Annotated in this window: 18 protein-coding genes and 1 pseudogene; 8 read left to right on the top strand and 11 right to left on the bottom strand. The window is 61.9% G+C overall.

Annotated features, from left to right (window positions below):
- Positions 1-620 (bottom strand): GlxA family transcriptional regulator (locus AWT75_RS13840; RefSeq protein WP_193394084.1); only part of this gene is annotated, 620 nt, incomplete at its 3' end.
- 120 nt (positions 621-740) lie between these two features.
- On the opposite strand from AWT75_RS13840, the gene AWT75_RS13835 reads away from it, so the two are divergent.
- Positions 741-1268, top strand: coding sequence for a cysteine hydrolase family protein (locus AWT75_RS13835; RefSeq protein WP_062789673.1), 528 nt, complete (start codon positions 741-743; stop codon positions 1266-1268).
- A gap of 75 nt (positions 1269-1343) precedes the next feature.
- Here the strand turns inward: AWT75_RS13835 and AWT75_RS13830 are convergent, their stop codons facing one another.
- From AWT75_RS13830 to gcvA, 6 genes and pseudogenes are all read right to left on the bottom strand, one after another.
- Entirely contained in the window at positions 1344-2870 is a 1527-nt protein-coding gene (locus AWT75_RS13830; RefSeq protein WP_062789671.1) for a fumarate hydratase, read from the bottom strand.
- Between the two features lie 83 nt (positions 2871-2953).
- Positions 2954-4216: an Hpt domain-containing protein gene (locus tag AWT75_RS13825; protein WP_161937754.1), complete on the bottom strand. Its 1263-nt coding sequence runs from the start codon at positions 4214-4216 to the stop codon at positions 2954-2956.
- 45 nt (positions 4217-4261) lie between these two features.
- Positions 4262-4950 (bottom strand): annotated as a pseudogene (locus AWT75_RS22995) (HAMP domain-containing protein).
- Between the two features lie 485 nt (positions 4951-5435).
- Entirely contained in the window at positions 5436-5984 is a 549-nt protein-coding gene (locus AWT75_RS22990) for a hypothetical protein (RefSeq protein WP_239689596.1), read from the bottom strand.
- Positions 5985-5987: 3 nt separating this feature from the next.
- Entirely contained in the window at positions 5988-7025 is a 1038-nt protein-coding gene (locus AWT75_RS13815) for an extracellular solute-binding protein (protein WP_062789667.1), read from the bottom strand.
- 73 nt (positions 7026-7098) lie between these two features.
- On the bottom strand, positions 7099-8013 hold the full coding sequence (gene gcvA / locus AWT75_RS13810; RefSeq protein WP_062789665.1) for a transcriptional regulator GcvA: 915 nt from the start codon (positions 8011-8013) through the stop codon (positions 7099-7101).
- A 194-nt stretch (positions 8014-8207) separates the two neighbouring features.
- Here gcvA and AWT75_RS13805 point away from each other — a divergent pair, with 194 nt between their 5' ends.
- The 4 genes from AWT75_RS13805 (at position 8208) to AWT75_RS13790 (ending at position 14328) form a co-directional block, all read left to right on the top strand.
- Positions 8208-9518 (top strand): NAD(P)/FAD-dependent oxidoreductase, encoded by a 1311-nt coding sequence (locus AWT75_RS13805; protein ID WP_153013339.1) that lies wholly within the window; start codon positions 8208-8210, stop codon positions 9516-9518.
- Positions 9519-9765: 247 nt separating this feature from the next.
- Positions 9766-10968: an ammonium transporter gene (locus AWT75_RS13800; protein WP_045847441.1), complete on the top strand. Its 1203-nt coding sequence runs from the start codon at positions 9766-9768 to the stop codon at positions 10966-10968.
- A gap of 163 nt (positions 10969-11131) precedes the next feature.
- Entirely contained in the window at positions 11132-13678 is a 2547-nt protein-coding gene (locus tag AWT75_RS13795) for a sensor domain-containing diguanylate cyclase (RefSeq protein ID WP_082696104.1), read from the top strand.
- Positions 13570-14328 carry a putative bifunctional diguanylate cyclase/phosphodiesterase gene (locus AWT75_RS13790; RefSeq protein ID WP_338021304.1) on the top strand — a complete coding sequence of 253 codons (759 nt, stop codon included), beginning with the start codon at positions 13570-13572 and terminating at the stop codon, positions 14326-14328. The genes AWT75_RS13795 and AWT75_RS13790 overlap by 109 nt, the downstream gene beginning before the upstream one ends.
- On the opposite strand, the gene AWT75_RS13785 is transcribed toward AWT75_RS13790, so the two are convergent.
- A complete protein-coding gene (locus tag AWT75_RS13785) occupies positions 14241-17483 on the bottom strand; it encodes a putative bifunctional diguanylate cyclase/phosphodiesterase (protein ID WP_082696102.1) in 3243 nt (1080 codons plus the stop codon). The genes AWT75_RS13790 and AWT75_RS13785 overlap by 88 nt on opposite strands.
- Before the next feature lie 222 nt (positions 17484-17705).
- Between AWT75_RS13785 and AWT75_RS13780 the strand changes: the two genes are divergently transcribed.
- Complete coding sequence (locus tag AWT75_RS13780) at positions 17706-18743, top strand: NAD(P)H-dependent flavin oxidoreductase (protein WP_062789658.1); 1038 nt, start codon at positions 17706-17708, stop codon at positions 18741-18743.
- An 82-nt stretch (positions 18744-18825) separates the two neighbouring features.
- Here AWT75_RS13780 and AWT75_RS13775 read toward each other — a convergent pair whose 3' ends face one another.
- Positions 18826-19848, bottom strand: a complete 1023-nt coding sequence (locus tag AWT75_RS13775) for an adenosine deaminase (protein WP_062789675.1) — start codon at positions 19846-19848, stop codon at positions 18826-18828.
- A 276-nt stretch (positions 19849-20124) separates the two neighbouring features.
- Between AWT75_RS13775 and AWT75_RS23530 the strand changes: the two genes are divergently transcribed.
- The gene (locus AWT75_RS23530) at positions 20125-23439 is read left to right on the top strand and encodes an EAL domain-containing protein (protein ID WP_062789656.1); all 3315 of its coding nucleotides are present in this window, start codon (positions 20125-20127) and stop codon (positions 23437-23439) included.
- 156 nt (positions 23440-23595) lie between these two features.
- Positions 23596-24249, top strand: a complete 654-nt coding sequence (gene nfsB / locus AWT75_RS13765) for an oxygen-insensitive NAD(P)H nitroreductase (protein WP_045847445.1) — start codon at positions 23596-23598, stop codon at positions 24247-24249.
- On the opposite strand, the gene AWT75_RS13760 is transcribed toward nfsB, so the two are convergent.
- Together AWT75_RS13760 and AWT75_RS13755 are read right to left on the bottom strand one after the other, a co-directional pair.
- Positions 24236-25126 carry a class I SAM-dependent methyltransferase gene (locus AWT75_RS13760; protein WP_062789654.1) on the bottom strand — a complete coding sequence of 297 codons (891 nt, stop codon included), beginning with the start codon at positions 25124-25126 and terminating at the stop codon, positions 24236-24238. The two genes, nfsB and AWT75_RS13760, sit on opposite strands and share 14 nt — an antisense overlap.
- A gap of 33 nt (positions 25127-25159) precedes the next feature.
- Entirely contained in the window at positions 25160-25924 is a 765-nt protein-coding gene (locus tag AWT75_RS13755) for a glycosyltransferase family 2 protein (protein ID WP_062789652.1), read from the bottom strand.
- Positions 25925-25933 lie beyond the last annotated feature (9 nt).

The following is a 25933-nucleotide window of genomic DNA, read 5'->3' as shown; positions in this document are numbered from 1 at the left end:
GCCGACACTGGCAGCGGCTGGGCAATGAACTGCGCCTGCCCGCCCTGCCGATGCGGCGGCACCACCAGCCGACGGGCCACGCCATTGGCCAGCTCCGCGCCATAACGCTGACGCAACAGATGCAGGCAGCAATCCAGCCCGGCGGCCGTACCGGCGGAGGTCAGCAGCGGCCCGTCTTCCACATACAGTACTGCCGGGTCCAGCCGCACTTGCGGGTAACGACTGGCAAAGTCCTCGGCATACGCCCAGTGAGTGGTGGCATTGCGCCCATCCAGCAAACCGGCTTCGGCCAGCACATACGCCCCCAGGCACAGGCCGACTATCTGCACGCCAGCCTGACTCGCCTGCTGCAAGGCCTGCACCAGCGCGTGCGGTACCGGCCTGCCTACCTGCCAGCTGGGCAGGATGATGATGTCCGCGCCGTCCAGCCCTTCCAGCCCGTAATCGCAGGCAATGGAAAAACCGGCCGAGGTGCGGATGGGACCGGCGTCCACTACGCATACACGCAGGGTGAAGGCCGGCATGTCCGGATGCGCATCGCCAAACACCACACAGGGCACCGACAGATGAAACGGGCTGATGTGCTGGAATGCCAGTACGGCAATGATAGGAGGCGACATGGGGCATTTCCGACAGATGGAATTGGCCCGATCTTAACGCATTCTGGCAATCGGGCCACTTTTTCCCAACGCAGTGACTACCGATAATGGCTGCACCTTCAGCCACAACCGGAGCACATCATGCCGCACACACAACGCGCACTCATCGTCATCGACCTGCAAAACGACTATTTCCCCGACGGCAAATACCCGCTGTGGAACAGCGAAGCAGTGCTGGATAACTGCGTAGCCGCCATCGAGCGGGCACATGCACTGGGCATGCCGGTGATTCTGGTGCAACACGTGGCGGACAGCAGCAAGGGTATCGCCCCCTTCTTCAATGCTGGCAGCGCAGGCGTTGCCCTTCACCCGCGCATTCTGGCCGCTGCGCCGCATGCTCCGGTGGTGGTGAAACAGGCGGCCGACAGCTTTCATGAAACCAGCCTGCAAGCCACGCTGGATGAACTGGGCATCCGCCAACTGCTGCTGTGCGGCATGATGACGCAAAACTGCGTCACCCATACCGCCCTGTCGCGCGCTGCCGACAAGTATGAAGTAGCCGTGCTGGCCGACTGCTGCACCACGGTGGACCAGATGCTGCATGCCATCGCACTCAATGCCCTGTCCATTCGCGTGCCACTGCCCACGGCGGCACAGGCATTGGCCTGAAGCTGCCGGTCTGGAACGCAAATGAAAAAACCCGCCGGATGGCGGGTTTCTGCTTGCAGCGATACCGGTTCAGGCTCAGGCCTTGTTGACCGGAATCTTGCCGATCTTAACGCGCCATTCCGCCGGGCCGGTGTTGTGTACCGAGATACCGTTGGAATCGACCGCTACCGTTACCGGCATGTCTTTTACTTCGAACTCGTAGATGGCTTCCATGCCAAGGTCGGCAAAACCCACTACCTTGGAGGCCTTGATGGCCTTGGACACCAGGTAGGCCGAACCACCCACTGCCATCAGGTATACCGCCTTGTTGTCCTTGATGGCTTCAATGGCAGCCGGGCCACGTTCGGCCTTGCCGATCATGCCGAGCAAGCCGGTCTGTTCCAGCATCTGGCGGGTGAACTTGTCCATGCGGGTGGCAGTGGTGGGGCCAGCCGGGCCAACCACTTCGTCACGCACCGGATCAACCGGGCCCACGTAGTAGATGAAGCGGTTGGTGAAGTCCACCGGCAGCGCCTCGCCCTTGTTCAGCATGTCCACCATGCGCTTGTGCGCGGCATCACGACCGGTGAGGATCTTGCCGTTGAGCAGCAGTACATCACCCGGCTGCCAGCTGGCCACTTCTTCCTTGGTGATCTTGTCCAGATCCACACGCTTGCCATTGCTGGTGTCGTAGGTGATTTCCGGCCAGTCTTCCAGGCTGGGCGGAGCCAGATGGGCCGGGCCGCTGCCATCCAGATGGAAATGGATGTGACGGGTGGCGGCGCAGTTGGGGATCATGGCCACCGGCAGGCTGGCGGCGTGGGTCGGGTAGTCCAGAATCTTCACGTCCAGCACAGTGGTGAGACCGCCCAGGCCTTGTGCGCCAATACCCAGCGCATTCACTTTTTCGAAGATTTCCAGGCGCAGCTGTTCTACGCGGGACAGCTCGGCACCGCTGTCAGCCTTGGCTTTCAGCTCGTGGATGTCCACGTGCGACATCAGGCTTTCCTTGGCCAGCAACATGGCTTTTTCCGGGGTACCGCCAATGCCGATACCGAGGATGCCCGGCGGGCACCAGCCGGCACCCATGGTGGGCACGGTCTTGATCACCCAGTCGACAATGCTGTCGGACGGATTGAGCGCGTAGAACTTGGACTTGTTCTCCGAGCCACCGCCCTTGGCCGCACAGGTCACTTCCACGCCATCGCCTTCGACGATTTCGAAGTGCACCACGGCCGGGGTGTTGTCCTTGCTGTTCTGACGCTTGCCAGCCGGGTCCAGCAGCACGGAAGCGCGCAGCTTGTTGTCCGGGTTGTTGTAAGCGCGGCGCACGCCTTCGTTGACCATTTCCTGTACCGACAGGGTGGCGTCCCACTGCACATTCATGCCCACTTTCAGGAATACCACGGCAATGCCGGTATCCTGGCAGATGGGGCGACGGCCTTCGGCACACATGCGGCTGTTGATCAGGATCTGCGCCATGGCGTCCTTGGCCGCCGGGCTTTCTTCATGCAGATAGGCCTGATACAGGGCGTCGATGTAGTCCTTGGGGTGGTAGCAACTGATGTACTGAAAAGCATCGGCGATGCTTTGAATGAAATCATCCTGACGGATAACAGCCATGAGCGGTCTCTCCAGCGTAGGGGCTTTAGGAATTGTCGGGACATTTTAGGCGCTTGTGCCGCATTGCGCCATGCCCGCTCCCCTCATCCGTGCTGCAGATGATCGACAAAATCGTCCAGTGCCTGTTCCAGCTCCAGCACCAGGGCCATGCAGGCGGCAGACAGCCCGGCACGCGCCTCGGCTTCCAGCCGGGCGGCACAGTCGGCCATGGCGGCCGCGCCCACCGTGCGGCTGGCACCCTTGATGCGATGGGCCAGCAGGATGAAGGTTTGCTGGTCAGAGCGCTGCCAGGCTTGCAGCAGTTGCTGCAGATCGGCCTGCTTGTCGCGGGCGAAATCCTGCAGCAAGGGTAGCTCCAGCGCCCAGTCCCCCTGGCTCAGCCCAAACAGCACCTGTCGGTCCAGTACCGGCAAGTGAATGGCCGCGGGCGGCACCACCGGCAGGCAGCCCGTCACCGCGCGCAGCCAGGCAGCGTCCTCCGGCGGCCATGGCAAGCTGGCATCCAGCAGGGGCAAAGTGGATACGCTCAGCGAGAGAGGATCGGCCCCAGCCAGCAGCAAGGGCGTATGGCCACGCCATGGTTCGGCGGCTTCGCACGCGCGAATGGATTGTGCCAGTTCCAGACCGGCGTTCAGCCATTGCCGCTCGCTCACCAGCAGCAAGGCCAGCGGGCCCTGTTGCCAGCGCTGCCGTGCAGCAGTCGCGGTGTCCACTCTTTCAAATGGATAGCCAAGTACTTGCCATTGCCCGGCAAGTTCCGCCGCACGGCCGGCATCCGGCTCCAGCAGCAGGATGGGCCACTGCCAGGGCTGCGGCAGCGTGCCGGGAGAAGCCAGCGGAGCATGCAGCAGCACACTGTATTGCTGGCCATCAGCCTGGTATTCGCAGTGCTGGCGGCTACCCAGCTGCCGCGCCAGTTGCCGGCTGATAACAGCAGATGACAAAGCCGCTGTTGTCGGCTTGCGGGCCCGGGCAAGTGCGTGCGGGGCTAGGCCCGCCAGCGGCACATGGCGCACGGTGCTGACTTCCACGCTGATGATCTGCTGCATTTGTTGCTGGGCCAAGAGCTGCACCCGCAAGCTGATTTGTCGCAGTTGGCCATCTTGCAAGGCTGCCGCCAGCCAATGGCGGACCAGCGCTTGCAGCCGCACGGCATCCAGCAGCAGCGGCGTGCTGAGCGCGGGGTCGAGTTCCAGCTGGAATTCCACCCCCATGCGCTCGCATGGCAGGCGGAAACAGTGATGCAACTGGCGCAGCAGTTCCGGCAAGGCCTGCACGCTGCCGGGAGAACTACGCCCCTGCCGACAAGCCGTCAGCAAGGGAAAGCGGAAAGACGTGGTCGCCACGTGGTCGGGCCTGGACATGTCAATGGGGATAGCGCGGAGCCGTGCTCAGTTGTAAGGCAATTGCCGGGTATGTCCATCACGCTGGATGGCCTTGACATGATACATGGCATGGTCGGCCTGGTTGACCAGTTGTTCGGCCGTGGTACCGTCACGCGGGTACAGGCTGTAACCGATACTGGCCCCGACTTCCAGCTTCTTGCCCTCCACCAGTATGGGTTCGCCAATACTGAGCGACAGCTTGGACAGCAGTTCGGACAGACCATCTGTCGTAAAGCTGCCTTGCAGCAGGATCAGGTATTCATCCCCGCCCATGCGCGCCACCATATCGTTACCACGCACCGCATGCAGCAGGCGCGCGCCACGATCTGCAGCACCTGGTCGCCAATGGCATGGCCATGCTGGTCGTTGATTTGCTTGAAGTGGTCCAGGTCGACAAACAGCACGGCAAACTGGCTGGTATTGCGTTGCGCTTGCTCCAGCAATTGTTCCAGCCGCTGGAAAAACAGCGCACGGTTAGCCAGGCCGGTCAGGCTGTCGTGGTGTGCCAGATAGCTCAATTCGCGCTGGTTGTCGTACAGGCTGGCCATATGGCTGTTGATCTGCCGCTGCATGCGATCGAAATTGCGTGCCAGCACGCCGATTTCATCATTGCGCTCTACCGGCAGTGCCTGCTGCAGTTGCGTGGTGGAGAAACTGCTGGCCGCCTGCGCCAGGGTGTTGATGGGTCGCAGCATGGCACGGGCAAACACCACCGCCAGCATGATGGCAATCACGCTGAAAGCCAGCACCATGTGGATGATGCGCTGCCCCAGTGGTGCCGCACCGGCCACCGCGGTATCCAGCGGTTGCACCAGGCCGGTGACGATGAAGTCGTCACGATTGCCACGGCCAAGCGGATGGCGGACAAAGGCCATCACCTGTCCGGCGGCTTGTTGCGGGTCGTCCAGGCCGCTGAGCGCCAGCTGGTTTTGCTTGCGTTCGAACAAGGCTTTGGTGGCGGCAAAGCTGTCCTGCATCAGCACCCGCCGTCCCTTGTCGAAACCGAAGGTCTGGGCCGGGTCCGGGTGAACCAGAAAATCCCCCCAGCGATTGGCCAGATACAGTTGGTAATCCTTGGGCAAATCACTGCGCAACTGGCCCAGCAAGCGTTCCAGGTCCAGATTGATCACCAGCAGGCCGCCGGGCTGGCCATCACTGCGCGGCAAGGGGGTAGCTACCATCAGGCCGGGCCGCCTTCGGCATCATGCGAGGAACGCTCGTGATTCACTTCGATAGACGATTGGTAAATTTGCCCGGCCGGCAGCGCCAGGGTTTCAAACACATAGGGGAAGTGGCCTTTTTCCTGCAAATCGCCACCATCCACCCGCGCTGTCAGCCCGGACCTGGAGTCGACCCGTACCAGTTCAAGCCCGTTGTCCGCCGTGCCGATCAGCCGCACCTGCAGGTATTCCGGATGCAGGGCCAGCATGGCAGCGAAGGCCTGCGCCAGTTCATCCCGCGCCCGTCTGGCTTCACTGCCATTGCGCTGGTTGATCACCACCTGCACTTGCACCAGGCGTGACAGCAGCAAGGTATCGTCTGCGGCTTCATCCTCCCATTGCACCATGCGCCGGTTCACCCCGCGCGCGGCGGTCAGCAAGTCGCTTTGCGTTGCCGACACCAGCATGGCGCGATTGGCGGTATAGGCGTAGTAGCCGGTAATGCCGGAGGACAGGATGCCGAAAATGGCCAGCAGCAAGGCGAGTTTGAACAAGAGACCGGAGCGCATGATTCAGAAGCTCCCCGGCAAGTCGCCAGAATAGATTTTTTGCCACAGCGCTTCACGCCGGTTGGCATTTTCCACCGGCTGCAGCCACAACACGCGCGCGCCGGATGGCAGGTCGGCACTGGCACTGAGTGTATTGGCCAGCCCCTGTCTGGTGGGCAGAAGCGCGCTGACCGAGGGCTCCAGCATGTAGTTGATCCATTGCTGTGCCAATTGCGGCTGGCGTGCTGCGCGCGTCATCGCCCAGCAGTCCAGCCAGGCCAGCACGCCCTCGCGCGGAATGGCATAGCCGACATCGGCCCCGGCCTGGCGCAGCGAGTTGAGCTGCTGGGTGCCGTAATTGCCGAACATCACCGCCACCTTGTGGCGGATGAACAGTTCGGTGGCTTCTTCGGGCAGGTTGTAATAAGTCAGTACATTACGCCGCAGGTCGATCAGCCGCTTCACCATGGCAGCCTGTTGTGCGGCGTCAAGCCGGAAGGGCTGGGCAATGCCGCTGGCCAGCGCGGCAAAGGAAAAATTGTGCGGCCCGCTGTTGAAGTCCAGCACCTTGTGACGATAGCGCGGGTCCCACAGCACGTTCATGGAGTCCGGCGGGCGGGCAAATTGCCGCTTGTCGTAAATGATGCCCATGGTGGAATAGGTATAGGGCACGGCATACAGCTTCCCCTGCTGCTGCAGGCCGGGAATGCCGGCCCGGTCACGAAAGCGTGGCAGCTGGCGTTGCAGATTGGGAATCAGGGACGGGTTCAGTGGCAATAACAGCCCGGCAGCATGGTAGCGCTGCATTTCGGCGGTATTGGCGGCAACCACATCAAAACGTGGTCCGCCTGCGGCGTGCATGCGGGCCCACAGTGCCTCGTCGGAATCGACAAAGGTCACTTCGACGCTGACCTGATAGCGCCGTTCAAAGTCATGCACCACATCCGGGTCGGCATAACCCGGCCAGGCCAGCACGCGCAGCACGTCCTTGGCCATGACCAACTGGCAGCACAACAGGCAGCCAATCACCCCCGCAAGCAGGCGTATTGCTCTTGATGTCACGTTTACTGTTCTTCTTTTTCAAGCCACCGTTTGAATGTAGCTGTTTGTAAGCATTTCTACTTGTTTTTTTCACTCATTCATTCTGCTTTGACAAGCTTTCCCGATAGCGCGCTGCCTGCTGCAACAACCAGTCGGCAAAAGCCCGGTGTGGCGGCGATTGCTGGCGGTCCGGCGGGTAGACCAGGTAATAGGCATTGTCACTGGGCAAGGAAATATCACAAGGGGTGAGCAGATTGCCACTGCTGATTTCCTGCTGCACCAGAAAGCGCGGCACCAGTGCCACCCCCATGCCGGCACGGGCTGCTTCCACCAGCATGGAAAACAGCTCGTAGCGCGCCCCTACCATGGCCTGCGGATTATCCACCCCTGCCGTTACAAACCAACGTTGCCAGGCCTCATGCCGGGCCGACAAATGCAACAAGGGGTATTGGGCGATTTGCGCAGCCGGTACCGCGGCCCCGCACACCAGCTGCGGGCTGCAGACCGGAATCATTTCTTCGCCAAACAGCCAGCTGGCCTCGGCACCGGGCCACACCCCATTGCCAAAGTGGATGCAGGCGTCAAAACCGGTATCGGTGAAGATGAAAGGGTCGGAACGGGTGGTGATGTTGACGGTGATATGCGGATGCGCCTGATTGAACAGTGGCAGCCGCGGAATCAGCCAGCGGGTGGCAAAGGTGGGCACGGCCGCCAGCTCGATCACGCCTTCCGCCCCCTGATGCGCCATCAAGGCCAGGGTATGGCGCTCCAGCCGCTCCAGACAGTCACGTACGCCTCGCGCATAGGCGCGGCCGGCTTCGGTCAGGCTGATCCGGCGCTTGATGCGATGAAACAGGGCCACGCCCAGCATGTCTTCCAGCTGGGCAATCTGCTTGCACACGGCACTCTGGGTGAGCGACAGCTCTTCTGCCGCGCGGGTGAAACTCTGGTGGCGCGCCGCACTCTCCAGCGCCTGCAAGGCCTCGATACCGGGTAAACGTTTACGCATACATTCTTCCATTCACTCACAATGTGTGGAATTTATATCGTTTGCGAGCACCATAGCGGCACAGGCAAAGTAGCTGACATTAATTGTATTTAACCCGGCACTGCTTGTCGTGACCATTCATCCGCCAACTTACTTGATGCATGAAAGTTGGTGCATGAATGGAAGGATACGGCCAGCAGGCATCAGGAGCCTGCATGTCTTTGCACAAGAAAAGAATCGTGATTGTCGGTGGTGGTGCCGGTGGTCTGGTGCTGGCCAGCCGTCTGGGACGGCTGGCACAGCGTTCGGCCCAACTGGACATCACGCTGGTGGATGCTTCCCGCAGCCATATCTGGAAACCGCTACTGCATGAAATTGCAGCCGGCAGCATGAACCCGCACCGCGAGGCACTGGACTACCTGGCGCAGGCCAAACGTGACGGCTTCCGCTTTTGCCTGGGCCGCATGACCGGGCTGAACCGTCAGCAACAGACCATACAACTGGCCGCCACCGCAGATGAACAGGGCCGCCCGCTGATTCCGGCGCGTACCCTGCCCTACGACATTCTGGTGATGGCAATCGGCAGCACCACCAACGACTTTGCCACCCCCGGCGTGGCCGAGCACGCCATCTGCCTGAACACCCCGGCAGAGGCCAGCCGTTTTCATCAGCAACTGGTCAATGCCTGCATTCGCGCCAGTTTGCAAAACGGGCCGCTGCGCGCCGGGCAATTGCACGTCACCATCATCGGTGCCGGGGCCACCGGGGTGGAACTGGCGGCCGAACTGCGCAACACCACGCGCGAACTGGTGGCGCATGGGCGGGAAAACATCAATCCGGACCGCGACATCCGGCTGACCCTGATCGAAGCCGGGCCACGCATCCTGCCGGCACTGCCCGACTCGGTGGCCGCCCGGGCGCACCGTCAGCTGGAGAATCTGCAAGTGGAGGTACTGACCGGGGAAAGGGTCAGCGCCGTCGACGCCAATGCCGTCCACACCGCCAGTGGCCGTAACATTGCGTCGGAACTGGTGGTATGGGCGGCCGGGGTACAGGCACCGGCCATGCTGGCCGGGCTGGATGGTCTGGCCAGCAACCGGCTCAATCAGCTGCTGGTACGCCCCACGCTGCAAACCACGCTGGATGACAAGATCTACGCGCTGGGCGACTGCGCCGCCTGCCCCGATGGCAGCGGCTGGGTACCGCCACGGGCGCAGGCGGCCAGTCAGCAGGCCGAGCTGTTGTATCACAACATCCGCTGCCAGCTGGCTGGCAAGCCGCTGCAGGACTTCCGCTATCGCGACCTGGGGTCGCTGATTTCGCTGGGCCGCTACAGCACGGTAGGCAGCCTGATGAGCAGCCTGTCGCGCCGCAGCCTGTTTGTGCACGGCCAGTTTGCCCGGCTGATGTATTTGTCCTTGTACCACCGCCACCAGCTCACCCTGTTTGGCTGGCTACCCACCGTGCTCACCGCTGCAGCCCGCTTGCTGCAACGACGCACCCAGCCATTGGTCAAGCTGCATTAGCGCGGTGCACGCAGGCTGACGCGCCGGGCATGACGCACCAAAGCGTTGCACAAACACGCACAAATACACCAACTTGGTGCACGTGCACTGTTTTTGCGCCGAAATAATCCCGACAGTCATTCACCAATAAAGCGCCGGTTTCCGCCATTTTCGTGCATGCCATGACCAAATTGGTGCAAACCGGCGCCAGCTGGCATTCGCCTTGCTTTACACAGTCCCACAACAGCCGATAACAACGGGACTCGCCATGCCAACTGCCAACGCGCCATCAGACGTACTGTTCCTGCTCCTCGGGGCCATCATGATTCTGGCCATGCACGCCGGTTTTGCCTTTCTGGAACTGGGCACCGTGCGCAAGAAAAACCAGGTGAATGCCCTGGTGAAGATTCTGACCGACTTTGCCGTCTCCGCCATTGCCTACTTCTTTGTCGGTTACACCGTGGCCTACGGAGTCAACTTCCTGGGTGATGCCCGCCATATCGCCGATCACCATGGTTATGAGCTGGTGAAGTTCTTCTTCCTGCTGACCTTTGCCGCTGCCATTCCGGCCATTGTGTCCGGCGGCATTGCCGAACGTGCCAAGTTCCACCCGCAGTCGGCCGCCACCTTTTTGCTGGTGGGACTGGTGTATCCCTTTTTCGAGGGCATTGCCTGGAACAACCACTACGGCGTGCAAGACTGGCTGAGCCACAGCTTTGGCCAGCCCTTCCATGACTTTGCCGGTTCGGTGGTGGTGCATGCGGTAGGTGGCTGGATTGGCCTGGCTGCCGTGCTGAATCTGGGTGCGCGCCGTGGCCGCTACAGCAAGGAAGGCCGCATCTCCGCGCATCCGCCCTCTTCCATTCCGTTTCTGGCGCTGGGCGCGTGGATCCTGATTGTCGGCTGGTTCGGCTTCAATGTGATGAGCGCGCAACGTCTGGATGGTATTTCCGGCCTGGTGGCCATCAACTCGCTGATGGCCATGGTGGGCGGCACGCTCAGTGCCATGTGGGCCGGCAAGAACGACCCGGGCTTCATTCACAACGGCCCGCTGGCCGGGCTGGTGGCGGTGTGTGCCGGTTCGGACATCATGCATCCGCTGGGTGCGCTGGTGGTGGGGCTGGTGGCCGGGGGCATGTTTGTCTGGCTGTTCACCCAGACCCAGAACCGCTGGAAGATTGACGACGTGCTGGGGGTATGGCCGCTGCATGGCATCTGTGGTGCCTGGGGTGGCATTGCCGCCGGAATTTTCGGCCAGAGCGCGCTGGGCGGTCTGGGCGGCGTCAGCCTGCTGTCGCAGCTGCTGGGTACCGTGGCAGGCATTGCCGTTGGTTTTGGCGGTGGCTATGTGGTGTATGCGCTGCTGCGCAAAACCGTAGGCATCCGCCTGGATGAAGAAGAAGAATTCAACGGTGCCGACCTGACCATCCACCAGATCAGCGCCACGCCGGACCGCGAAACCACCTGGTAAGTCCTCTCCGGGCGGGCCTGGCCTGCGGTACAGGCCCGGCCCGCTTGTCATAATCTTGATCAGCCTCAGACTTTGGCGGGTTTTGTCCGACAAGAAGACACACAGCCTACGATGCCTCCGCTATGCTGACAGTCAGCAAGAATCGTGGATTGCACGCAGAAACATGAGTCCTTCTTTTCCCCTGAATGGCAGGCGTACCCTGCGTACCCGCCTTACCCTCGGCATGTTGCTGGCACTGGTGCTGACGCTCTGGCTGGCTACCTTGCTGATCAGCCACACCCTGCGCCAGCAGATGGAAAATACCATTTCGGCCCAGCAGCTTTCGGCCGTCTCGCTGGCCGCGCACGAGGTGGACCGCTCGGTCAACGAGCGCATTCAGGCGCTGCGCTCCCTCACCGTTCAGTTCAAGGACAAGCCGCTCACTACCGCAGCCATCCAGCCTGAACTGGACCGTCGCCCCATTTTGCTGATGATGTTCAACTGGGGCATCGTGGTGATGGACATGAAGGGAACGGTACAGGCCAGCATTCCGGAAAACCTGGGCCGACTTGGCCGCACCTACCAGCAGAACACCTTTTTCCGTCAGGCCTTGCAGCATGGCGGTCATTACATCACCGAACCGATTTACGGCCAGTTCACCGGCCAGCCGGTGGTCTCGATGCTGGAACCCATGCTGGACAGCCACGGCAAGATGATCGGCATGATCATGGGGGTGACCAATCTGGCACAACCCAACTTCCTGGATGCCATCAGCGACGCACGCTATGGTGCCACCGGCAATTTCTTCATTACCGCACCGGCCAGCCGGCGCTACATCATGTCGTCCGACAAGGAGCGCCTGCTCAAGTCCGGCCCGCCACCGGGCATCAACCCGGTGTATGACCGCTATATCAACGGCTACGAGGGTTCCGGCATTGCGGTCAGTTCTCACGGCGTGCTGGAGCTGTCCTCCAGCGTGAAAATCAAATCCACCGGCTGGCTGATGCAGTCGGTCCTGCCGGCGGCAGAAGCCTTTGCCCCCATCCGCGCCTTGCAACAGCAGTTGTTCGGCATGGCCTTGTGCCTCACCTTGCTGGCCGGTGGCATCAGTTGGTGGTGGCTGCGCCGCCAGTTACTGCCGCTGACCGAAGCCACCCGGCTGCTCAACCGGATGGGCGATGGCGAACTGCCCAAGCAGGCCTTGCCGGTCTGTCATCAGGATGAAGTGGGCTTGCTGGCCACATCGTTCAACAGCCTGCTAAGCCGGATACAGCGCGAAGAAGAACAGGCTGCCGAGCACGCTGCCAACCGCCTGCTGCGCAAGATCGTGTCGCAAATTCCCGGCGTGGTGTTCCAGTACCGGCTGTTTGCCGATGGCCACGGTTGCTTCCCGTTTGCCAGTGAAGCGTTTTACGACATCTACGGCATCCGTCCGGAAGCGGTGCGCCAGTGTGCCGACCCGATTCGTGAAATGGTGCACCCCGACGACTACGCGCATTTCATGACTGCCTTGCAGGATTCGGCCCGCACGCTGACACAATGGCGCATTGAATACCGCATCTGCATGCCGGATGGCAGCATCAAATGGCTGCTGGTGGATGCGATGCCGGAGGCGGAAGGCGATGTGGTGCTATGGCACGGTTTTGTGATGGACATCACCCAGCACAAGGCCATGGAAGATGAACTGCGCATTGCCGCCACCAGCTTCCAGACCCAGGAAGGCATCATGGTGACCGACAGCCAGGGCATCATCCTGCGGGTCAACCCCTCCTTCTGCAAAATCACCGGCTACAGCAGCGAGGACGTGGTGGGCAAAACCCCGGCGGTACTCAGCTCGCACCGTCATCCTCCGGCTTTTTACCAGCAACTGTGGCAAGCCCTGCAGGAAGAGGGTGTGTGGCAGGGTGAAATCTGGAATGCACGCAAAAACGGGGACATCTACCCGGAATGGCTCACCATCACCGCGGTGGTGGACGGACAGGGTGCCACCAGCCATTTCGTCGCCATCTTCCAGGACATTACCGAACGCAAGGCGGCGGCAGACAAGATCCAGACGCTGGCCTTTTACGACCCGCTCACCCATCTGCCCAACCGCCGCCTGCTGCTGGAGCGCCTGCAACACGCACTGGAAAATGCAAGGCGCAAGCAGCAGTATGGTGCGCTGCTGTTCCTGGACCTGGATAACTTCAAGTCGCTGAACGACACCATGGGCCACGATATGGGTGACATCCTGCTGCAACAGGTGGCCGCCCGCCTGCTGGAGGGCCTGCGCATTGGCGATACCGTGGCCAGACTGGGCGGGGATGAATTCATCGTGATGCTGGAGAACCTGGGCGAGGAGCGCGAACAGGCGCTGCGCGAAGCGGAAACCGTGGGCCGCAAAATCCTGCTTTCCCTACACCAGCCCTATAGCCTGAATGGTCATGCCTACCGCAGCAGCTCCAGTCTGGGGATTGCCTTGTTTGCGCGCGAACATGCCTGTAGCGAGGACATCCTGAAGGAAGCCGACCTGGCGATGTATCAGGCCAAGGCTGCCGGCCGCAATACCCTGCGCTTCTTCGACCCCTTGATGCAGGCGGAAATCAACAACCGCACCCGGCTGGAAGCGAACTGCATCAGGCACTGGAACACGGCCAGTTCGAGCTTTACTTCCAGCCGCAGATCCACCACCAGCAGCCCTGCCGCAGCGTGGAAGCGCTGCTGCGCTGGCACAATCCGCAGCACGGCCTGATGCTGCCCGGCAGCTTCATCACGCTGGCCGAACAGAGCAACCTGATTCTGGCCATTGACCACTGGGTGTTGCAGCAGGCCTGCCAGCAACTGGCGCAATGGGCCGGGCAGCCGCATTTGTCTGCACTGAGCATTGCCGTCAATGTGAGTGCCCGCCAGTTCCACCAGTCTGATTTTGTCGAACGTGTCAGCCAGTTGCTCAGCAACACCGGCGCCAACCCGTCCTTGCTGAAGCTGGAAATCACCGAAAGCCTGCTGCTGATGAAGCTGGATGACGCAGCCAGCAAGATGAACCAGCTGCGTTCCCTGGGCGTGACCTTTGCGCTGGATGACTTCGGCACCGGGTATTCGTCATTGTCCTATCTGAAAACCCTGCCGCTGGATCAGATCAAGATCGACCGCAGCTTTGTGCGCGACGTGCTGGACAACCCCAACGATGCCGCCATCTGCAAGGCCGTGATTGCACTGGGGCACAGCCTGGGACTGACCGTGATTGCCGAGGGCGTGGAACAGGACAGCCAGTACCACTTCATGTTGCAACAGGGTTGCCAGGCACAGCAGGGTTACCTGTTCAGCCCTGCCCTGCCCGCCACTGCACTACAGCACTGGCTGCAGCATGAGCAGCCGTGCAAGCCGCTTGCCATGGTGTGAGTTAGCGGTCTTGACTCACACGTCAGCAAGGGCCGCGGCGTCTGGCTGGCCAGCGCGAAGAAATCGGCAGCCGGCAAGGGCCGGCTGAACAGATAGCCCTGCATCTCCTGACAACCCTGTTCGCGCAGCAGGGCGTACTGCTCGGCGGTTTCCACCCCTTCGGCAATGGTCAGCAAGCCCAGATTGGCCGCCATGTCGATGATGGCCGCCACGATCGCCCGGTCTTCCGAGTCGGTGACGATATCCCGCACAAAGGTCTGGTCGATTTTCAGCTTGTAAACGCGGAACTGCTTGAGCAGGTTGAGCGAAGAATACCCCGTGCCGAAATCGTCTATCGACATGCGTACGCCCTTTTCATGCAGGGCGTTCATCACCGCCACCGCCTGCTGTGGGTCGTACATGGCCACGCCTTCGGTCAGTTCCAGCTCCAGGCAATCGGCGGGCAAACCCTCTTCCTGCAGGATGCGGGCCACCAGTACAGGCAGGTCCGGCTGGCGGAACTGCACCGCCGACAGATTGACCGCCATGCCCAGCTGCAACCCCTGATCGCGCCACTGGCGGGCCTGCCGCACAGCCTGGCGCAACACCCATTCGCCCAGAGGCAGAATCAGGCCGCAGTCTTCCGCTACCGGGATGAACTCGCCCGGCGACACATGGCCCAGCTCGGGATGATGCCAGCGCAGCAGGGCCTCGGCCCCCAGCAGCTGGCCATCGGTCATGGAAATCTGCGGCTGGTAGTGAATGGTGAACTGCTGCTGCTCCAGCGCCACCCGCAAGGCATTGACCAGTTGCAGGTGACGTGCGGTTTTGGCCTGCAGGGCAGCAGTGTAAAAGCGGTAGCAGCTGCGACCGGCCTTTTTCGCCTGATACATGGCGGCATCGGCACGGCGGGACAGGGTTTCCAGATCCTGCCCGTCCTGCGGATACAGGGCCAGGCCGATGGAGGCGGAGATATTCAGATCATACGGTGCCACCCGATAGCTGCGGGCAACGTCACCCAGCACGGTTTCGGCCAGATCGCCCGCTGCATCGGCCGTCATCCCAGGCAATAGCAGGACGAATTCGTCACCACCCAGACGCGACAGCAAGGCATTTTGCGGCGCGGCCTGACGCAACCTGGCCGCCAGCTGGACCAGCAGGGCGTCCCCCACGCTGTGGCCCAGTGAATCGTTGATGTCCTTGAAGTGGTCCAGGTCCATGAACATCAGGGTCAGCACATCGTCGCTGGCACTCAGGCCGGCCAGCATCCGCTCGGCTTCCTCTTCCAGCTTCACCCGGTTGGGCAGGCCGGTCAGCACATCGTAGTGCGCCAGATAACGGATATGCTGCTCGTTCTGCTTGCGCAGGGTGATGTCGCGGGTGATGGCCAGCAGCATGCTGATTTCACCCTGCTCGTCCCGCATTGGTGCAGCATGGGTTTCCAGCCAGCGCCGCTGCCCCTGCAAGCCGGTTATTTCAAATTCCAGTGTGCCGCTTTGCCCACTCATCACTTGCTGGTGCAAGTGCTGGAAGTCGGCGTGATAGTCCGGCAATACAAAATGCAGCACGCCATAGTGGCGTACCTGCTCCACGCTGTCGGCCTGCAGCATGGCCATGCCGGCGCGGTTGATTTCCAGCACCCGGCCATCGCGGTCCAGTACCTTGATGCATTCGGGCTCGGTTTCAATAATGGTGCGCAAACGCTGCTCGCTTTGCTGCAAGGCGGCTTCTGCCTGCTGGCGTTGCTGTTCGCGCTGGAAACTGTCCAGCGCGTAGTCCAGGTCCATCACCATTTCTTCTATCAGCTTGCGCGCATCGGCATCAAAGGCATTGGCCTCGGCACTGTACAGCGTCAAGGCGCCGACCACGCGCCCCTTGCAATGCAAGGGCAAGGCAGCGGAAGCACCCCAGCCGTAACGGGCGGCACGGGCATGCCAGGGGGCGGTAGCCGGGTTGTGCATGAAGTCGGCCAGCCATTGTGCCTGACCACTCAGTACCGCCTGACCGGTGGGGCCCTGGCTGTGCGGGTTGGCCGGATCGGTGGACAACACCAAATCGCTCAGGTAGTCGGTGCCCTGCCCCCAGGCACACAGGGGACGGATGTATTGCCCGGTTTCGTCCAGCAGGCCGACCCACACCATCTTCATGCCACCGTGTTCAACCGCTGCCTGGCATATCTGTTCGAACAACTCGCGCTCGCTACGGCTGCGCACAATGGCCTGATTGCACTGACTCAGGGCGTTGTACAGACCGGTGAGCCGCTGGTTGCGGGCATCAGCCGCTTGCTGCGCCTGTGCCATCAGGCTGAGTTTCAGACGGGTCTGGGCCAGCCAGCCCATCACGCTGTCCTCCTGCCCGGGGGCAGGCGCAAAGGTGTGCGAAAAATCCCCACGCCCCAGGCGGGCAATGCTGGCATGCAACTCCCCGACACTGGCTCCCAGTATTCCCTGCAGATTGCGCCGCAGCGCCCAGAACAGCGGCAACAGCAGCAGGCCGAAGGTGATGAACACAATGCGCAGCTGCCAGGCATAGCGTTCGGCATCGTGGATGGCCTGTACCGTACGTTGCGAAGAAAGCTGGTTGAAGCGCGCAATCGGCTCCATGATGCTGGCCTTGGCGCGGTGATAGGCTTCATCATGCAGCATGCGGATGGCGTGCAGGCGTGGTGGCGAATCCAGCGGCGGATTGTCTGCCACCAGTTTCATCGCTGCCCATTCGGTGCTGGTCAGCGCATCGGAATTGGCCTTCGCCCTGGCCAGGAGAGCCAGCTCGGCAGGGGTAAAACCGGCCTCCTGCATGCGCTGCAGCAAGGAAGGCGTGGCAACTGCCGTTTGCGGGCGACGGTCATCACCCAAAACCAGATCCCAGTAGATGTTCTGGTAATCCACCGGACGTGGCACCTTGCCATCGCGAATGGCGAGGATTTCCCGATAATGCTGCTGATACAGCACATTACCGGTCACCACATAGCTGCGCACCATGCGGGTGAGGTCGTCCGAAGACTGGCGTAACTCACTGGCCAGCAGGATGGATGTTTCGCGCAGATCATTGGCGTGGTCGATGGCCTTTTCTGCCCGCACATACAGCACAAAGCTGGCCACAAAAGCCAGGAATACCAGCAGGATCAACCAGAAATAGCGAGAGAGCAGCAGCAGCTTGCTCTTGACAGTCAGCATGGCAGGTCAGCCCTTTGTTATCTTCTGTATGGCCCTGAAGGCAATATGGGCGGGCATTTTGTCTGGATTATGGCGTAAATCAGCCAGAATGACAGGGCAATTCCAGACAGAAACCGCAGAAATCCGCGAGCGGTAGCAGCCGCGCTACACATCGCGCAGCACCACACCAGGACACCAGCCAAAGCGCTTAAGCTGACGGCTTTCACCGGACGGGGACCACACATGCAACTGGCGCAATGGCTGAACATTTCCCACTCTCTCATTCAGGCGCCGATGGCCGGCGTACAGGGCAGCCGCCTGGCCATGGCCGTTTGCCAGGCCGGAGCCCTGGGCTCGCTGCCTGCCGCCATGCTCTCGGCCAGTACCTTGCAGCAGGAGCTGGAAGCCATGCGTACGCTGGGCGGGCAGCCTTACAACCTCAACTTCTTCTGCCATCAGCCGCCCGCCGAAGACCGGCAGCAACAGGCCGACTGGCATACGGTGCTGGCGCCCTACTATCAGGAAATGGGCATCACACCCCCTTCCGGCAGCGGCGCGGGCCGCACCCCTTTCAATCAGGAAATGGCCGACATTGTCAGCCGCTATCGCCCGGCGGTGGTGAGCTTTCACTTTGGCCTGCCAGCCGCGCCCTTGCTGGCGCAGGTCAAGGCCGCAGGCTGCAAGGTACTGTCCTCTGCCACCACGGTGGCCGAAGCACGCTGGCTGGCAGCCAATGGTGCCGATGCCATCATCGCCCAGGGACTGGAAGCCGGCGGGCATCGCGGCATGTTCCTCGACATGGATCTGGACAGTCAGCTTGGCAGCCTTGCCCTGTTGCCACAGATTGTCGCCGCGGTGGAGGTGCCGGTGATTGCCGCCGGTGGCATTGCCGATGCCAATGGCGTAGCCGCCGCCATGCGCCTGGGCGCTGCCGGCGTACAGGTGGGAACGGCCTATCTGCTGTGTGATGAAGCCGACACCACGCCCTTGCACCGTGCGGCACTGGCCAGCACACGCCGCGAACACACGGCGCTGACCACCTTGTTTACCGGCAGGCCGGCACGCGGCATTGTGGGCCGGGTAATGCAGGAGCTGGGAGCGCGCCCTGCCGGTGTGCCGGCCTTCCCGCTGGCTACGGCAGCCATCGCCCCCTTGCGTGCGGCGGCCGAAGCACTGGGACGGGACGACTTCACCCCGCTGTGGTGCGGGCAGAATGCCAGTGGCTGCCGTGCCATTCCGGCAGCACAGCTGACACGGGAACTGGCCGCCGGACTGGCCTGAAACCCAAGCCACCAGCCTGATAAAGCAACAGCCCCGCCAGGCGGGGCTGTGGAAACGACGATGGCAACATACTACGGGTGGATCAGTCGGCAAAACCGTCGGCAATGCGCTGGCATTCGGCCATCCAGTGCGCCTTTTCTTCCGGCGACAGCCAGCTGGCTTCAAAACCGTTCTGGCACAGCTGGACGATTTCCGCCTTGCTCAGTTGCAAGGCACGGGCGCAGCCCAGGTAGTTCTCCTGCACATAGCCGCCAAAATAGGCCGGGTCGTCCGAATTCACCGTGGCACACAAGCCCGCCTGCAACAGCTGGCGCAGGTTGTGGTCTTGCAGCTGGTCGAACACGCGCAGCTTGATGTTGGAATACGGACAAACCGTCAGCGGCATGCGCTCGGCAGCCAGACGCGCCACCAGGGCGGCATCTTCCAGCGCACGCACACCATGGTCGATACGGCACACTTTCAGCAGGTCCAGCGCCTCCCACACATAGGCAGGCGGGCCCTCCTCACCGGCATGCGCCACGCAGGGCAGGCCCAACTGGTGGCAGGCGGCAAACAGCCGGGCAAACTTGGCCGGCGGGTGCCCCACTTCGCTGGAATCCAGACCAAAACCATCAATGCCCGCCAGATACGGACGCGCCTGCTCCAGCACGGCAAAGCCGTCTTCTTCGCTCAAATGGCGCAGAAAAGACATGATCAGCCGTGAACTGATATCCAGCTGTGCACGGGCATCATCCAGCGCCCGACGAATGCCCTGATATACGGTGCCAAAGGCGATGCCGCGTTCGGTATGGGTTTGCGGATCGAAAAATATTTCCGTATGGACCACATGATCGTCCCGGCAGCGCAAGAGATAGGCCCAGGTCAGGTCATAAAAATCCTGCTCGGTCTGCAAGACACCGGCCCCGGCATAGTAGAGGTCGAGAAAGGATTGCAGATTGTCAAAATCGTAGGCGGCGCGGACTGCTTCCACCGTGGGATAAGGCAGCTTGATGCCGTTACGCTCGGCCAGCCGGAACATCATTTCCGGTTCCAGACTGCCTTCGATGTGCAAATGCAGCTCGGCCTTGGGCAAGGCGGCAATCAGCGCCTGATGAGGTTGAGTCATGGTGTTTCCTGACAATGGCCCGTGCGACACGGCAGCCAGTGCCTGTCGCTTCATGTCGAGCAAAAGCAGCATGATACCGATTGCCAGCCAGCGACAGAAGCCCGTTTTGTCACTGGCAAGCGCCGGACAGGCAGGGAAGCAACAGCGGCTTGCCCATTTCCAGGCAGCGGGCAAGGCAGGGCACGTGGTTTGGAGTAAAATCGGCACAGGACACGCGCACAGGACTGCCCTGCCACCCGGCCTGCGGCCTTTTGCCGCCGGCTGCCGGACCCGACCATGACCGAACTCAATTTCCAGCAAGTACTGCAACAAAGCTCACAGGCGTTTGCCATTCTGGATACCGAACGCACCATCCGCTATGTCAACCCGGCATTTTGCAGCCTGTTTGGCCATGAGGTGCAGAAGGTGCTGGGACAGAGCATAGACCTGATTGTCCCGCCGGATGCCCGCGACGGCCCGGCAGGTCGCGCCGGCAATTGCCAGCAACTGCTGGTACGCCCCTTCCAGGGTGAGGTGCGGCGCATGCGGCAGGATGGCAGCACCATCACGGTGATGTTGCATTGCAGTGTGCTGCGCAATGACCATGGACAGGCTGAAGGCTATGTGCTGAGCTACACCGACATTGCCGACCGCAAGGCCACCGAACTGGCCTTGCAACAGGCCAACGAACAACTGTCACTGGCGCTGGATGCCTCGCAACTGTCGCTGTGGGACATGGATATCCTGCAGGATACCGCCATCATGGATGCCCGCTGGGGCCGCATGCTGGGCTACCAGGCCACCGCCCAAAGCATGCGCGCCAGCAGCATGCTCGAAGCCGTGCACCCGGACGACTATCCGCGTATTTATCACGCCTCGATGGAAGTGCTCAAAGGGCAGAACAGTCGCTTCCAGCAGGAATTCCGCGTGCGCAATGCGCAAAATGGCTGGACCTGGATACGCTGCACCGGCAAGGTGGTGGCCCGTAACGACGCCGGGGTGGCACTGCGTGCCATTGGCACCAACCAGGACATCACCGAGCGCAAGAACAGCGAGGCGCTGATCGTCAACGCGGCCAACAACGACTGGCTGACCGGCCTGCCCAACCGCTTCTCGCTGACCCATCACCTGGCCGCCGCCCTGGCCCGCGCCCAGCGCCACGACAAACTGGTGGCGGTATGCATGCTGGACCTGGACGACTTCAAGCCGGTCAACGACACCTGGGGGCATCAGGCTGGCGACTATCTGCTGCAGGAACTGGCCCGCCGCCTGCAAGGCCTGCTGCGCAAGACCGACTTTGTCGCACGCCTGGGCGGGGACGAATTCGTGATCGTGATGGAAGACCTGCCCGAAGAAGGCACCCTCACCCAGCTGGAAACCGCGATGCAGCGATTGCACCGGGCAGTGGAATCGCCCTTCCTGCTGGGCAACCATATTGAAGCCGAAGTAGGCATGACGGTGGGCCTGTCCTTGTTTCCGCACGATGGCATCGAGCCGGACGCGCTGATGCGGCAGGCCGATGCCGCCATGTACCAGGCCAAGCAGCACAAATCCACCCGGCCACGCTGGTGGCATATGGTGGGGGAAGAAAGCGACTACCCGGCAGAAGAAAGCAGCCATTTCGAAGTGTATGGCCGCGAAGCAGCCCAGCTGCTGCGCAAATCCGCCCGTCTGATCCAGTCTGCTGCCGACCGTTATGTGCAGCAGTTTTATGCCCAGGAAAATGCCGCGCTCTCCATCCATGCAGTGCTCTCCAGTCTGGGAGATGAAGAACTGCAAAACCTGGAAGCAGCGCATCGCAATTTCATGCTGCAGGTGCTGTCGCCGGACAACAGCGCGGAAAAAATCATCCAGGACAGCCGCCGCCTGGGCCATACCCACAGCCTGGTGGGGGTCACGCCCATCATGCTGGTGCAGAGCGTGGAGCTGTTTCGCCGCACCTTCAGCGAACAGCTGAACCAGACCCTGCTGCCCATCCGCCAGCGCTACCGCCTGCTGGAAATCATCGACCGCCGCCTGCAAGACCAGTTGCATGCCCAGCTGGAAGCCTCGGCCCTGGTGCATGCCCGTTATCTGGACAGCATTGCACTGCCCATGCCACACCAGGGCACCTTGTGGGCCGATGCAGTCAACAGCGAGCTGGAACAGCTGGGCAGCCTGCCCGGCATGCAGGCCGTGCTGCTGATGCGGCTGATGTCCAATGGCGTGTTCGTACCGGAAAACAGCCGGGGGCCGCTGGGCGAGCTGGTGGCTGGCCGCCTGCAAATGCCGGGCTCGGAAGCCGTGGTCGACCCCAACTCCGAACGTGGCCAGGGCCTGACCGCGGTGGCATGGCGCAGCGGGCGCATTTGCACTTCGGCCTCTTACGGCAAGGACAAGCGCTATACCCTGTGGCACCAGCAGGCCAGCGCAGTACAGATACGCTCCACCATGAGCATTCCTGTGCGCAATGCCGAGGGGCTGACCGTGGCAGTCATCAGCCTGTTCGGGGCTTATCCCAACCAGTTCGAGTCGGCCAGCATGCTGCAATTTGCCCAGGGCTTGCAGCATCGCTGGGAGCTGATTCTGGCGGCCTGTACCAAGCCTGCCGCCGCCATCCGGCAGAATCTGGCGGTGGCGCTGCGCGAGCGGCTGTTTGCCGGTGGCCTCACCATGTATCTGCAACCGCTGGTAGAACTCAACAGCGGCCGGGTGCTGAAAGCGGAAGCACTGGCCCGGCTGGTCAAGGAAGACGGCCAGGTGGTCAGCCCCGGAGTTTTCCTGCCGCTGCTGGGCGATGCCGACCTTGACCACCTGTTCCGGCTGGGACTGGACAAGGCACTGAGCCAGCTCTCCGAACTGGACCGCCAGGGCATGCAGATCGACATCTCGCTGAATATCGCGCCCAGCACCTTGCAGGACGAGGACTGTCCGCAATGGGTGGCCGAAGCACTGCAACGGCACGGCATTGCCCCGCACCGCCTCAGCCTGGAGTTACTTGAGACCGGCGACACCGCACCACTGGCGCAGGACCGTGCCATTGAACGGCTGCGCCAGACCGGCATCAAGCTGGCCATGGATGACCTGGGCTCGGGCTACAGCAGCCTGCAACGCCTGAGCACCCTGCCGTTTGACACCATCAAGATCGACCAGAGCCTGACGCTTAACCTGCGCAAGACACCGCTGACCAGCCTGGCCCTGATGCGCGCCATCCTGCAACTGGGGCAGGACCTGGACCGGCAAGTGGTGGTGGAAGGCCTGGAAGACCGCGGCATGCAAGAGGCCTCGCGCATTCTGGGTGCCAGCATCGGACAGGGTTACAGCCTGGCCCGGCCGATGGCGCAAGCCGATTTCATTCACTGGCAGCGCCACTTCCGCCTGCCCAGGGACAGCGGTGAAATCACCACCTATCTGGGAGCGCTGGCCCAGCACTGGCTGTATACCCAGCCCTCCCACGCCCACGACAAACGTGCATTGCAGGACTGCCCCTTGCAGCACTTCCTGCTGCGCCAGCCGCAAGCGGATGCGCAAGCACTGGCCTGGCATGCCGCCTGCCATGCGGCACAACACGATGCCACGGCCAGCCAGCAGCTGACCGACTGGCTGGTAACGCAGATGATGCTGGAAAGCTGAAGTCCGCCCAGCGTGTATGGCATGGCCGTGGTAATCGCCGGGAAAGCGGTTTCATTTTCAAAAAAAAACATAAACTGCTTCCCGCCAGCCCGACTTCATTGCCGCAGGCGCTTTGGCAATAATGGCTGCTGTTGAAACCACACCGAGGAATCCAGCATGAACATTGCCGACCTGGTCCAGACCCGCTACACCACCAAGGCTTTCGATCCCAGCCGCCAGCTGAGTGCCGAGCAAGTGGCGCACATCGAAACCCTGTTGCGCTTCAGCCCGTCATCCACCAACTCCCAGCCCTGGCACTTCTTCATTGCCGGCAGCGCCGAAGGCAAGGCCCGCGTGGCCAAAGCCACCAGCGGTGCTTATGCCTTCAACGAAGCCAAGGTCCTCAACGCTTCGCACGTCGTGGTGTTCTGCAGCCGTGCCAGCATCGACGAAAACTATCTGGAAGGCTTGCTGAACCAGGAAGAGGCCGACGGCCGTTTTGCCAATGCCGACGCGCGTGCCGGCCAGCACCGTGGCCGTTCGCACTTCGTCAACATGCACCGTTTCGAGTTGCGTGATGCCCACCACTGGATGGAAAAGCAGGTTTATCTGGCGGTAGGCACCCTGTTGCTGGGCGCGGCCGCCATGCAGATTGATGCCTGCCCGATCGAAGGCTTCGACCAGAAAGTGCTGGATGAAGAACTGGGCCTGCGCGCCAAGGGTTTCACCAGCGCCGTCATCGTGGCACTGGGCTATCGCAGCGACAGCGACTTCAACGCCACTCTGCCCAAGTCGCGCCTGCCGGCCGACAGCGTCATCACCCGTCTGTAAGCACCAGGCCGTCCGGCAGCCGCAGGCCACCCGGACGGAACCAGCGCAGCAGATTGTGCAGGTCGCGGCGCTCCCCCGGCTCCAGTTGCTGATAAGCAAGCTGCACACGCTGTTGCAGGCCGGGGTCGACCACGCGGCGTGGCGCACTGCGCAGCACCACCATGAAAGGGGCCAGCGCCGTGTGGAAGCAGGCCGGAGCATTGGCCAGCATGGCAGCTGCCTGCTGCAATTCCGTCAGGCTGAACGCAGCTTGCAGGGAATTCAGAAAATCAGCCGTGAAGGCAGGCGACTGCAAGTCCATGCGGTCGTAAGCAAAGAAGCGCTGCGTGGCACGGCGTTTGAGGCGGCCAAAATCGGCCAGATATACGCCACCCAGCGGGCGCAGGATGCGCGCCATCTGCTGCATGCAGTGCTGCAAGGCCGTGTTGTCCATCAGATGATGCAGCGACATGGAGCACAGCACCACGTCCGTGCTGGCAGCAGCCATGCCATCCAGCCGGGTCATGTCGCCCTGTCGCAGGCTGACATTGTGCACACCAGCCTCGCGCAGGTTCTGCTCTGCCAGCTCCAGCATGCGCATCGAAGCATCCATGCCGACAAAATGCGCGTCCGGATGCAGGCGGGCGTGCCGCAACAGCTGGTTGGCCGGGCCACACGCCAGGTCCAGCACCACATCACCCGGCGCAATCAGTGACGCCGACATCAAGGCGTGAAACAGATAAATGTAGTTGAGAATGCCCTGATCCTTGCCACTGTCGGCAAAGGCTGCCACCTGCTGCGGGTCCTCCATCACCGCCGCCGCTTCCGGAATACGCGGCAGCGGATGACGCGCCAGTTGCTCCAGCAGCAGATGGAAAATCATGGCGGGTGCAGACATGAAATCAACCGGTTTTCAGAGAATTGCTGCAGTTCAGCGCGGCTGCACGGCACGCCGGTACAACAACAGCGGCAGGCGCAGTGCAAAACCGAACATCAGGCGGATGTGCATCCAGGTCAGCAGGCGGTTATCGCGCCAGTAATTGAAGTGCGACACCCCACCTTCATCAGCCTGAAAGTATTTGACCGGGGATGGCAGGTTAAGCGGCGGAACCCCGGCCCAGCACAGGCGCACCACGGCTTCCGGGTCGAAGTCGAAACGGCGCATCCAGCGCTGGCGCTGCATGATGCGGCGCAAGGGCGCCACCGGATACACGCGAAAACCGAACAGCGAATCGCCTATTCCCGTCCACAGGGTTTCCAGATTGGCCCACCAGTTGGAAATCTTGCGCCCCTTCACCCGCAGGCTGGGCGCACTGGCATCGAAAACCGGCAAGCCCAGTACCATGGCTTGTGGCTGTTGTTGCGAGGTGGCCATGAACAGCGGAATCTGCGCCACCGGGTGCTGGCCGTCCGAATCCATGCACAGCACATGGGTGAACCCCAGGCGGCTGGCCTGATCCAGCCCATGCAGCACGGCGGCACCCTTGCCACTGTTTTGCGGCAGCACGAACACCTGCAGGCCGTCGTCTTCAGCAGCCATGCGCTGCAAGCCTTCGGCCGAGCCATCGTCGCTGCCATCCACGATCACCCACACCGGCGACCATTGCTGACGCGCCGCGCGCACCGTGTCATACACCTTGGGGCCGGGGTTATAACTGGGAATCAGAACCACATGGGTGGAAGAAGGTGTAGGCATGGCAGGCAG

It is taken from the genome of Aquitalea pelogenes, assembly GCF_001515305.1.
Taxonomy (GTDB): Bacteria; Pseudomonadota; Gammaproteobacteria; order Burkholderiales; family Chromobacteriaceae; genus Aquitalea; species Aquitalea pelogenes.
The sequence above is the reverse complement of the archived record's forward strand: the minus strand, read 5'-3'. Positions and strand labels throughout refer to the sequence as shown.

Coding starts and splice junctions, on each gene's coding strand:
- AWT75_RS13760 (WP_062789654.1), bottom strand. CDS start 25,126: ATGTCTGCACCCGCCATGATTTTCCATCTGCTGCTGGAGCAACTGGCG.
- AWT75_RS13775 (WP_062789675.1), bottom strand. CDS start 19,848: ATGACTCAACCTCATCAGGCGCTGATTGCCGCCTTGCCCAAGGCCGAG.
- AWT75_RS13785 (WP_082696102.1), bottom strand. CDS start 17,483: ATGCTGACTGTCAAGAGCAAGCTGCTGCTGCTCTCTCGCTATTTCTGG.
- nfsB (WP_045847445.1), top strand. CDS start 23,596: ATGAACATTGCCGACCTGGTCCAGACCCGCTACACCACCAAGGCTTTC.
- AWT75_RS13780 (WP_062789658.1), top strand. CDS start 17,706: ATGCAACTGGCGCAATGGCTGAACATTTCCCACTCTCTCATTCAGGCG.
- gcvA (WP_062789665.1), bottom strand. CDS start 8,013: ATGCGTAAACGTTTACCCGGTATCGAGGCCTTGCAGGCGCTGGAGAGT.
- AWT75_RS23530 (WP_062789656.1), top strand. CDS start 20,125: ATGACCGAACTCAATTTCCAGCAAGTACTGCAACAAAGCTCACAGGCG.
- AWT75_RS13805 (WP_153013339.1), top strand. CDS start 8,208: ATGTCTTTGCACAAGAAAAGAATCGTGATTGTCGGTGGTGGTGCCGGT.
- AWT75_RS13800 (WP_045847441.1), top strand. CDS start 9,766: ATGCCAACTGCCAACGCGCCATCAGACGTACTGTTCCTGCTCCTCGGG.
- AWT75_RS13795 (WP_082696104.1), top strand. CDS start 11,132: ATGAGTCCTTCTTTTCCCCTGAATGGCAGGCGTACCCTGCGTACCCGC.
- AWT75_RS13835 (WP_062789673.1), top strand. CDS start 741: ATGCCGCACACACAACGCGCACTCATCGTCATCGACCTGCAAAACGAC.
- AWT75_RS13830 (WP_062789671.1), bottom strand. CDS start 2,870: ATGGCTGTTATCCGTCAGGATGATTTCATTCAAAGCATCGCCGATGCT.
- AWT75_RS22990 (WP_239689596.1), bottom strand. CDS start 5,984: ATGCGCTCCGGTCTCTTGTTCAAACTCGCCTTGCTGCTGGCCATTTTC.
- AWT75_RS13755 (WP_062789652.1), bottom strand. CDS start 25,924: ATGCCTACACCTTCTTCCACCCATGTGGTTCTGATTCCCAGTTATAAC.